Annotated in this window: 12 protein-coding genes and 1 pseudogene; 8 read left to right on the plus strand and 5 right to left on the minus strand. The window is 59.6% G+C overall.

The window, feature by feature from the left end:
• The 4 genes and pseudogenes from EN969_RS05180 to EN969_RS05195 all read left to right on the plus strand — a co-directional run.
• Positions 1-305, plus strand: a pseudogene (locus tag EN969_RS05180) (aldose 1-epimerase family protein); the annotation flags it as partial.
• Complete coding sequence (locus EN969_RS35845) at positions 295-765, plus strand: hypothetical protein (RefSeq protein ID WP_013531514.1); 471 nt, start codon at positions 295-297, stop codon at positions 763-765. The pseudogene EN969_RS05180 and the gene EN969_RS35845, both read left to right, overlap by 11 nt.
• Positions 766-815: 50 nt before the next feature.
• Positions 816-1,478 carry a glutathione S-transferase family protein gene (locus EN969_RS05190; protein WP_063168038.1) on the plus strand — a complete coding sequence of 221 codons (663 nt, stop codon included), beginning with the start codon at positions 816-818 and terminating at the stop codon, positions 1,476-1,478.
• A 64-nt stretch (positions 1,479-1,542) separates the two neighbouring features.
• Entirely contained in the window at positions 1,543-2,199 is a 657-nt protein-coding gene (locus EN969_RS05195) for a DUF1629 domain-containing protein (protein WP_013531516.1), read from the plus strand.
• A 2-nt stretch (positions 2,200-2,201) separates the two neighbouring features.
• Here EN969_RS05195 and EN969_RS05200 read toward each other — a convergent pair whose 3' ends face one another.
• The gene (locus tag EN969_RS05200) at positions 2,202-3,113 is read right to left on the minus strand and encodes an agmatinase (RefSeq protein ID WP_063168037.1); all 912 of its coding nucleotides are present in this window, start codon (positions 3,111-3,113) and stop codon (positions 2,202-2,204) included.
• A 375-nt stretch (positions 3,114-3,488) separates the two neighbouring features.
• On the opposite strand from EN969_RS05200, the gene EN969_RS05205 reads away from it, so the two are divergent.
• Both EN969_RS05205 and EN969_RS05210 read left to right on the plus strand, forming a co-directional pair.
• On the plus strand, positions 3,489-4,298 hold the full coding sequence (locus EN969_RS05205) for a nucleotidyltransferase family protein (RefSeq protein ID WP_063168036.1): 810 nt from the start codon (positions 3,489-3,491) through the stop codon (positions 4,296-4,298).
• Positions 4,291-5,040: a metallophosphoesterase gene (locus EN969_RS05210; RefSeq protein ID WP_013531519.1), complete on the plus strand. Its 750-nt coding sequence runs from the start codon at positions 4,291-4,293 to the stop codon at positions 5,038-5,040. The genes EN969_RS05205 and EN969_RS05210 overlap by 8 nt, the downstream gene beginning before the upstream one ends.
• Before the next feature lie 39 nt (positions 5,041-5,079).
• Here EN969_RS05210 and EN969_RS05215 read toward each other — a convergent pair whose 3' ends face one another.
• The 3 genes from EN969_RS05215 to EN969_RS05230 form a co-directional block, all read right to left on the minus strand.
• Complete coding sequence (locus tag EN969_RS05215; RefSeq protein ID WP_013531520.1) at positions 5,080-5,265, minus strand: hypothetical protein; 186 nt, start codon at positions 5,263-5,265, stop codon at positions 5,080-5,082.
• A 401-nt stretch (positions 5,266-5,666) separates the two neighbouring features.
• On the minus strand, positions 5,667-6,857 hold the full coding sequence (locus EN969_RS05225) for an NADH-quinone oxidoreductase subunit D (RefSeq protein WP_063168035.1): 1,191 nt from the start codon (positions 6,855-6,857) through the stop codon (positions 5,667-5,669).
• A gap of 55 nt (positions 6,858-6,912) precedes the next feature.
• Positions 6,913-7,308: a hypothetical protein gene (locus EN969_RS05230; RefSeq protein ID WP_013531523.1), complete on the minus strand. Its 396-nt coding sequence runs from the start codon at positions 7,306-7,308 to the stop codon at positions 6,913-6,915.
• A gap of 251 nt (positions 7,309-7,559) precedes the next feature.
• On the opposite strand from EN969_RS05230, the gene EN969_RS05235 reads away from it, so the two are divergent.
• Complete coding sequence (locus tag EN969_RS05235; protein ID WP_013531524.1) at positions 7,560-7,787, plus strand: hypothetical protein; 228 nt, start codon at positions 7,560-7,562, stop codon at positions 7,785-7,787.
• 131 nt (positions 7,788-7,918) lie between these two features.
• Positions 7,919-8,077: a hypothetical protein gene (locus tag EN969_RS05240; protein ID WP_013531525.1), complete on the plus strand. Its 159-nt coding sequence runs from the start codon at positions 7,919-7,921 to the stop codon at positions 8,075-8,077.
• Positions 8,078-8,132: 55 nt separating this feature from the next.
• Here the strand turns inward: EN969_RS05240 and EN969_RS05245 are convergent, their stop codons facing one another.
• Positions 8,133-10,040: a DUF4396 domain-containing protein gene (locus EN969_RS05245; RefSeq protein ID WP_063168034.1), complete on the minus strand. Its 1,908-nt coding sequence runs from the start codon at positions 10,038-10,040 to the stop codon at positions 8,133-8,135.
• Positions 10,041-10,094: the final 54 nt, after the last annotated feature.

Consider the following 10,094-nt stretch of genomic DNA (forward strand, 5'->3'; position numbering starts at 1 on the left):
TCGACGAGGACGCGGTGATCATGGACCAGCCCGCCAGCTCCAGCGTGCGTTATGCCGCCGAGCGTGGCCCGGCGATCGAGATGTCCTGGCAAGGGGTTCGGGAGTTGGGCGTCTGGTCAAAGCCGGGCGGCGCGCCGTTCCTGTGCATCGAACCCTGGCACGGCCTTGCAAGCCCGGTGGATTTCGATGGTGATTTTGTCGACAAACCAGGCCTGATGCTGATCGCGCCGGGTGCAAGTCGCGTGATGAGCTATCAGGTACGTCTGCTGCCAATAGCCAATTGGAGTGCGCTCAGTGAATTCTGAAACGATCGAGATCTACCATCCACGTGGTGTTTCAAATTTGGGCCAATGGGACATTGGTGGTCTCAAGCTCAAAGTCTATGGTCTCGTCGCAGACAACAGAAAGATCGACGAACCCATGGCGACTCTGGCGCAGTCATTCGTGCGACAGGAGGTTCTGCCGCGTGTGGCGGACGAGGGTGACGAGAATGGCATGGGCTTTGTGATCATTCATCCTGGTGAGCTCGGTGTGTCCATCTTAGCTCACTGGTGGATACAGGGTTCGGTGCTTTGTCAGCACATCTATCGGAAGCTGTATTCCGCAACCGAACCGATGGACACGGTTAAGAGACCTGTTATTGCCTGTGTTTGGGAATTGGCTCTGATGAATGCCGAGCAGGAAGCTTGGCGAAAAACGATGATGAAAGGCGAGCCCAATCCATTGGGATACATGGGCGCTTGGGCTGACTTCGAAGCTGCATAGAGGCTGCTCATGATCGACTATTGCGTGGTCGCCCAGATCGTCGGTGCCCAATGAAGCTGTACTTCAGCCGCAATCCCAATCCTCGATTGGCGGTCGCGATCGCACGCTATCTCGAAACGAAACTGGACTTCGAATTCGCCTCGCCATTCGCTGCCGGGCAAATGGAGAAATTTCGCCGGTTAAATCCCAACCTCTCACTGCCCATCCTTGTGGATGATGAGGGAAAGAGCCTCTGGGAGGCAGACGCCATAGCCTGCAGGCTGTCGCGCCACGCGCATTCGGATTTCTGGCGCACCGGCGATGACGAACCTGAGATGATCCGGTGGCTCAGCTGGGGCAAGGAGCACTTCGCACTCGCTTGCGACACGGTGCATTTCGAACGTGGGACGAAACAGCGGTACGGCATCGGCCCGATCGATCAGAAGCGGGTGGAGGAGGGCCTGAACCAATTCCATACGGCTGCGGCAATACTCGACGCCGTGCTTGCCGAGCGGCAGTGGCTGGTCGGCAATTCGGTTTCCTATGCCGATTTTCGAATGGCGACCTTCCTACCGTTCAACGACGCCGCCAGACTGCCGCTCGACGATTATCCCTCTGTCAGCCGCTGGTACCGTCGACTTGAAGACATCGACGCCTGGCGTGACCCTTTCAAAGGGATGGATGCACCCGAATTGCCGCCGGTGCCGCAAATGGCCGTCGCGGATCAGCGGTGAGAACGCGCGCGAAGAGCAGCGCAGCAGGCCGAGCCTACCAAGGCGATGATGTGCGGGGGACCGGATGAATATCTATGTCCTGAGCGTGATCGAAGGACAGGAATGGGTCCTTCCTCGGCAGGCGGACGACTACCAGCTGTTTTCGACGCTCTGCGGCCGGAAGCAGACACAATGGCATCCGCCCAGGATGGAGATCCTGCGCGAACACGACGACGGTACGCTCCGGCAATATTCAGATTTTCCATGGCTTGGCGAGCATGTGCTCATCCTGCGAGCGAGGGCGTCGAAGTTGCTTCGGCCAACCCTCCAACCATACGGTGAATTCCTGCCGCTTCCTGCTGACGAGCCAATATCGCTCTTCAATGTCACCACCGTGATCGATGCACTGGACGAGGAACGTTCAAAGATCGTTCGCTTTGACGATGGCGGCGTCATGGTGATCGAAAGCCTCGTCCTTCGAGCGGACGCAATCGGCGGTACCGAGATATTCAAGCTGCCCGAGCGTGCCGACGGGGTGCGAACATCCGATATTTATCTGCAGGAGACGATCGTACGCCGGATCGGGGAGCTTGGGCTCAAGGGCATTGCTTTCAACCTGGTCTGGAGCGACGAGCCGGTCGGACGAGGCAGGATCGAATACCCAGGTGTCAAAAAGGGCATTTCAACCGCAAGCTCGCTCACGCGCCTTTGGGCCGCTCTGCGGCGAAGAGCGGGATTTTGACATCAAACCTGCCGGACGACGGTGCCGACCACATTGACAAGAAGGCGCGCGGCGGTCAGCGCTGACAGGCCGTCAATATCGGCCGGAGGATAGAACTCGACAAGGTCGAATCCTGCGATCCTGGCCCGTTTGCCGAGGCCGGCGATCAGGTCGATTACCTGCGTGTAGGTGAGGCCGCCGGGTGTACGCGCCGCCACGCCCGGCATGATGCTTGGATCAAGGCTGTCGCAGTCGAGGGTGACGACGACCCGCGCGGCTTCCGGAATATGCCGGAGCGCGGCTTCGACGCCCTGGGCATGAACCTCGCGGGCGGTCACGAAGCGGCTGCCATAGCGCCGGGCTGCTTCGATTTCGGCGATGCGCGCGCTGCCGACGCTGCGCAGACCGACCTGCACCATGCCGGCGACATGCGGCATCTCGCTTGCCCTGCGCATCGGGCTCGAATAGCCGTGGCGTTCGCCATGAACCTCGTCGCGCCAGTCTATATGGGCGTCGACCTGCAGGACCCAGACCGGCCCGTGCTCTGCAAAGCCGGCGAGGAAGGGAATGGTCATGGAACAGTCGCCGCCGATCAGGATCGGCACAGCCGGCAACGTCAGGATCTCGCGCGTTTTTGCCTCGATCCTGGCCCGGTTGCCGGCATTGTCATGCATGGTGGTCAAGATATCGCCGGCGTCGACGCAAGAGTCCGGCTTGCCGTCGAACAGCGGGCCGCCAAGATCGAAATCCCAGTGCTCGACGAACGCGGCATCGTCCTGGCTGGCAGCACGGATGGCGTTGGCGGCCAAGGCATAGCCGCTGCTGTCCTTGCCGGGATAGGTGCTGCCGTGACCGGCCCCGAAGATCACCGCACGAGGCACGCGGCTATCTGCAAGACGGTCGGGAAAGCCGAGAAAGGGAGGCGAGGGGGTCATGCCTTGATGGTCCTGATGATGGCTTGGCGCACGCCGATCGGGGTGCGGTTAGATCAAGCGCCTCGGCTTCAGCTTTGTACCCGATTGGGTAAGCCCAATAAACTCTAAAACGATCGAGATCGAGCACCCACGGGGTGTTTCAAATTTGGGCCAATGGGACATTGGCGGCGGCATGGGCCGATTCCGAGGCGACATAGAGACTTGCGCGCCGGCGATGACGTTGGGCCGGGCTTGGATCGGCAGGCGCGATCCCGAAATTTCCAGTACGTGACGAGAATGAACCTTTGGCTGGCCGCCCGGTAGCGGAACCAGGCGGGGTTCACGTTGTTACCACAGCGGGCGACTGCCGGTTGCCGGATTCGGAGTCATCGTTTCATGACCAATGGCCCATTGCCTGAAAACGTTCTGGTCTCGCTTCCCATGATTGACGCAAAGGCGGCGCCGACGCTCAAAAATGCCGAGGCGGAGGTATTTTATACCGAAGCAATCCGCGAGCTTGCCGCCACCGACATTCCCTTTCTGGTCGCCGGGACCTACGCGGTAAGCGCCTATACGGGTGTCACCCGCCAGACCAAGGACCTCGATATCTTCTGCAAGGCAGGCGACTACGCGCGGATCCTCGCCCATTTCAAGCAGCTTGGATATGCCGTCGAAATCGAGGACGACCGGTGGCTCGGCAAGGTGTTCAAGGGCACGCATTTCTTCGACGTCATCTTCGGCTCGGCCAACGGCACGGTGCCTGTTGGCGACCTGTGGCTGGAACACGCCCGCCAAACCGAGCTGTTGGGCAGCAGGGTGCGGATCATCGGCCCGACCGAACTCATCTGGTCCAAATGCTTTATCCAGGACAGAGGGCGACACGACGGCGCCGATATCGCTCATACGATTCTCAAGGCGGGCGATCAGATCGATTGGCACCGGCTGCTTTCTTATCTGGAGGTTCATTGGGAGGTTCTGTTGATGCAGCTTATCAATTTCAGATGGATCTATCCGAGCGAGCGGGATCATATCCCGGCCTGGTTGCTCGATGAATTGCTCGACCGCCTCGCCAAGCAACGGCAATTGCCGTCTCCAAGGATGAAGATCTGCCGTGGGCGGCTGCTTTCGCAAACCGACTACGAGATCGACGTCAAGGAATGGGGCTTCGCCGGCGTCGGTGGTGTGGGAGAATTCCGTGATGGCTGATCCCGTCAAGAGCAGCGCGCCCAAGGACGGCGCACGCGCGCTCAAAGTTGCCGCGGTCGGGGATCTCCATGTGCGGGAAGATGCACAAAACTCGTATCGAGACCTCTTCGGCGAGATATCGAGCGAAGCGGACATTCTCGTTCTCACGGGAGATCTGACCAATCTCGGCAAGCCTCGTGAAGCGGAGATGCTGGCCGAGGATCTGCGCAACTGCTCGATCCCGGTTGTGGCAGTCCTCGGCAATCATGACTACGAGTCCGGTGCGGTGGAAGACGTCACGAAGATCCTGCGGCAGGCGCATGTTCACCTCCTCGACGGGCAGACAGTCGAAATCGAGGAGGTCGGTTTTGTCGGCGTGAAGGGATTCATAGGCGGCTTCGGGTCACGCATGCTCGGCTCATTCGGGGAACCGGCGATCAAGACGATGGTCGCGGAAAGCGTGAACGAGGCAATGCGACTTGAAAATGCGATGCGCCAGGTGCGGGCCAAGCGCACGCTGGTGATCCTTCACTACGCGCCGATTGCCGACACCGTCGCGGGAGAACCGCTGGAAATATTTCCGTTTCTGGGCTCTTCACGTCTGGCCGAAACGATCGATCGATTCCAGGTCAGTGCTGTCGTGCACGGTCATGCACATCGCGGTTCTTACGAAGGCCAAACGCCTGGCGGAGCCAAGGTCTACAACGTCGCCATGCATGTGGCCAAACCTGGCGGCCGCCCCTACGCCTTGCTGGAAATCTGATGCCAACGGCTTGCGCCGTCGATGCCCATTGGCCTGGACTCAGTTGGTGGCGTTGATCGACCTCGCCAACTCTTCCAGCTTCCGCGGATCGTTGCCGTGACGGCGCACCAGTTCGCGTGCCTGCCTTGACGGCAAATCGGTCGTGGCGGCCAGCTGTCGCACCTGCTGATCGTCGATGGCGACCTGCGGCAATGTATGGTCGATATCTCCTGACTTGTCCTTCATCACGCTTCTCCTTGGTCGATTTCGACGACAACGGCTCGAAAATCCGACCGGTTCCGAACGATCTGCAACTTTTGCGCCGGCATCCGTGGGCGGACCAACGTGCGCCTGCCTTGAGGGCGCAACGATCTCGATGGCTGTATTCTGCCAGGAACCATGCCACGGCGGACGAGTTGTTCCGACTGAACGGAGATAGTTAGATGCCACAGCCAAGACAGCCAGACCCAAATCGCGATATGCCCGTGCCGCCTCCAACATGGAAGCCGGAGCCGATCGAGGAACCCGAACCGGAAACGCTTCCGGACGAGACTCCGCTGCCCAACCCCGACGAGAATGAAGAGCCTCCCGTCCACGCATGAGAGGGAATTTCTGCATCGCGGGGCAAGCGCGCAACCTGCCGAGGACTAACGATCTATCTCGCCAAACACGATGTCGAGCGACCCGATGATCGCGGCAACGTCGGCGATCATGTGCCCTCGAGACAGGAAATCCATCGCCTGCAGATGGGCGAAAGATGGCGCACGTATTTTGCACCGGTAAGGGACGTTGCCCCCGTCAGAAACCAGATAAACGCCGAATTCTCCCTTTGGCGCTTCAACCGCGGCGTAGACTTCTCCCGCCGGCACGCGATGCCCCTCGGTATAAAGTTTGAAATGCTGGATGGTCGCTTCCATAGAGCGTTTCATCGTGGCGCGCCGCGGCGGCGTGATCTTCTGGTTCGGAATCGCGACCGGCCCCTGGCCTTCGGATGACCGCAGTTTTTCCAGGCATTGCTTCATGATCCGCACCGACTGGCGCATCTCCTCCATACGGACGAGATAACGGTCATAGCAGTCTCCGTTCTTGCCGACGGGGATGTCGAAATCCATGTCAGGGTAACATTCGTATGGCTGTGCCTTGCGCAAATCCCATGCCGCGCCCGATCCGCGTACCATCACGCCGGAAAATCCCCAGCGCCAGGCATCATCCAGCCCGATCACACCAACATCGACATTGCGCTGCTTGAAGATGCGGCTGCCGGTGAGCAGATCGTCGAGGTTGTCACAGACTTTGAGGAACGGATCGCAGAAAGCCCAGATGTCGTCGAGAAGCTTCGCAGGCAAATCCTGGTGCACGCCGCCGATTCTGAAGTAATTCGCATGCATGCGAGCGCCGGAGGCGCGCTCGTAAAAGACCATCAGCTTCTCGCGCTCCGCAAATCCCCAAAGCGGCGGCGTCAGGGCGCCGATATCCATGGCCTGGGTCGTGACATTGAGGAGATGCGACAGAAGCCGGCCAATTTCGCAAAAAAGAACACGGACAAGCTGCCCACGCTTTGGAACTGTTATGTCGAGCAGTTTTTCGGCGGCGAGGCAGAACGCATGCTCCTGGTTCATCGGCGCGACATAGTCGAGCCGATCGAAATAGGGCAGCGCTTGCAAATAGTTCTTGTGCTCTATGAGTTTTTCGGTGCCTCGATGGAGCAAGCCAATATGCGGATCGGCACGCTCGACGATCTCGCCGTCCAGTTCGAGCACCAACCGAAGAACACCATGGGCGGAGGGATGCTGTGGCCCGAAATTGATGGTGAAGTTGCGAACGGCGGCTTCGACCATTGCTGCTCTCCGCGACTGCATTTCGTCGATTCAGTGATGCGTATGGTTCGATGCCTCAAGTCGTCGTCTGAATGATCAGCGTCAGCGTGCCATCGCCATCTATGTTTGCAGCGACAACCTGCGAGGAATTGAGCCCATTCGCTCTCAAAGCCGACGTCGCCTGAGGTGAGGCATCGACGGAGCTTTGCAGGCGAAGCAAATCTTCGGCGCTGGTCTGGTTAATCACGGCATCGGCCTGCGCCTTGATTTCGTCCGGCAAATCCTCGACGGCGACAATGGCGACGCCGGTGAAATTCAAACCGGCAGAGCCTGGATCGGGCGGCGCCAGCTCCGGCTGCGCTTCGCCCTGCGGTGGCGTCACCTGGGGAAGCTGCGGTCCGATAGTTTGGGCGTAGACGGGCTGAATGGTGACCGCCCCGGAAAGCGCGACAGCTATCGTCAACATGCGCATGGTCGCTCCTTGCATTCTTCGAGGGAGATTTTGAAGAAACCCCCATGCTGAGCGATGGTTCCGCAAGGCCGGTCCCACCGGGCGATTTCGCCCCAACTCACCCCAGAGAGACGCCGAAAACCCTGGCCAAGGCGTTCGTCACACGGCTGTCTCCAACCGGTTGGGTAGCTCCGTACGGAATCGTACCATCGATTGATCTGCACCTTGGACAGGATCAAAATGAAGCTGAGGTGACCATGGGAGGGAGCCGCATGAGCATCGCCAGATGGGCAATAAGACCTGTCGGTACCGCCAAGGCGTTTCTGGCAGAAGAGCTTCGAAGTGCGCGATACGGCGACATCGTTTCGGTCAAAGCGGCGATAGAGGCCGCTCGCAGGGACGCGCCTTATTTGCAGGATACAGATGATGAATTGATGGAGACGATCATCGAGCTGGCACGGGAACTGGGTCTGGCCGTCCTTTTTGACTCTCGCGATTGACCGATGAGCCATGGTCGATGCGATTTGGTACGAAATCGACAATTGGCTCATGGTCGAAAATGCGCAATCATTGGGAAATGGGACGACGGCTGGACGACAAACTCGATTGCAAGGCTTGTGGGACCATCCAAATGGACATTCCCGACGACGCCAACGAGTCGACGCCAATTCATTGCAGCAATTGCGGCGCCTTTCTCGGCGAATGGGGTGAATTGCAGGATGATTTCTATCGCCAGGCTCGCGGTACCGAAGCATTCGACTTGCGCAACGGAACCATTATCAAGAAGTAGCGCGCAACAACGCGCCCCCCGATGACACAGGTAAATCCACAGGGGGGTGGCAGATTTAACCGACGTCGATCACGACCATCAGCCCGCCGCCGCCCTTTTCCTCGACATTGTTGTTCGTCGTGTGATGCGGGATGTGGCAATGGATGAGCCACTTGCCGGGACGCCGTGCCTTCCAGACGACGTCATAGCGCTGTCCTGGCCCGACATTGATCGTATCGGCCAGAAAGCGCGCCGAGGGAGGAAGCGTCTCACCGTCACGAGCGACGACCTCGAAGGGTCCGCCATGGATATGCATGGGATGGACGAAGCCATTATTGGTGCCGATGAAACGCACCTTCAGCGTCTCGCCCACCTTCATGGGGATGGCGTCGGTTGCGGGATAGGCCTTGCCGTTGATGGTGAAGAAGTTCGGCATACCGCCTTCCATCGGCATCGAAGGATAGGTCAGTCCATCGCGCACCAGCCATTCCTGAAGTTCGATCACATAGTCGTGGTCAGCCTGAACCTCGTCGGCGGGATTGGCAGGGTCGATGATCAGCGCCCCATAGAGCCCCAGCGCCTGGGTACGGTCCGGCTTGGCATGCGGATGATAGAAATAGGTCCCGTGCTGGGTCGCGGTGAATTCGTAGGAATAGGATTGCCCAGGCTCGATCGGCGGCTGGGTGATCTCGGCGGGCCCATCCATCTGGTTCGGCAGGATCATGCCGTGCCAATGCACCGTGGTCTCCTCAGGCAGGTCATTGGTGACGTCGATGCGAACCTTATCGCCCTGGCGAATGTGGATGCGCGGACCGGGGATCTGGCCGTTGTAGGCATAGGCGTCGACCGCGACATTGGGCAGGATCTGCCAGCGGACCACTGAGGGCCTGAGGTCGAACACCTTGACGCCGTTCTCCAGGCGGAATGGCAGTTCCTGGTCGCCTTTGGCGGCAAGGCCATAGGATGCCGTGACGCGATGCGGATTGGTTGCAGCCATGTCACGCATGGCTTCCGCCGGCGTGTCGCGGCCCATGATCATGCCTTGCGGCATGATCGCCCCGCCGACGTCACGTGCCGAAAGCGTCAGGTTCAGCCAGTTCGCCGGTGCGGCCATGCCAATCGCCAGCGCCAGCACCGAGACCATGCCGAGGGCTGCTATCTGCGGCGTCGTGGCGTCCGTCTCCATCTGATGGCCGTTGCGTTTGGATTTGTGGGATGTGTTGGCGTGGCCTTGTCGTCGATCATCGCCGGCGCGGGCATGATGCGTAGCGTGCTGTTGCTGGGCGGTCGGCTCTCGACTGCTCATTTCGGCCGCCTCCGGGCGCTGCGTCATCAACCCGTGCTTCAGTCCGCGGGCGACCAGCCAGACATTGGCGGGATAAGCAAGTGTGAAGCCGGCAATGACGCCGATCGACATCACGCCCCAGAACAAGAGCTCGGTCGGCTCCATCGCGCGCATGTCGCGCCCCATCATCAGGAAGCTCATGACGGGCGCCATGCCGGCCATCATGAAATTCATCGAGATGAACTCGGGCAGGAAGCTCTTGCGCACATTCTCCCAGTAGGTGCCGCCCATCATCGATTTCATGAACAGCGACTGGAAGATGAACAGGCCGAAGGCGAAACCCGCCAGATATTCGACGATGAGGTCGAGCCACATAGGCAGGCCAAGCGTTGCCGTGATGACCGCCGCGAGAATGATGCCGGTTGCATCGCCGGCAACGCAGTGGATGGTCGAACCGACGCCCTGCTTCCATAGCGGCCTGGTGAAGTCTTCATGCTCGCCCGGTCGTGGCTCCTTGTCTGCAAGCACATAAAGCAGCAGCCCCAATGGACCCATATAGAGGGTCACCAGGATGAAACCCCATTTCATCACCACCGGTTCGGGATTGTTGCGGTATTGATCGAAGCCGACATAGAGCGTCGAGGCGGCGGCAAGAGCGAACCAGACGGCAAGGAAATAGTCGATTGGCTGGATGAACATGGATGCATCCCGTCGCGGATCAGCGGTTTGTCACAAGCAGCCCCCGCCAATGAA

The sequence above is a fragment of the Mesorhizobium sp. M7A.F.Ca.CA.003.01.2.1 genome (assembly GCF_003998945.1).
GTDB lineage: Bacteria > Pseudomonadota > Alphaproteobacteria > Rhizobiales > Rhizobiaceae > Mesorhizobium > Mesorhizobium ciceri.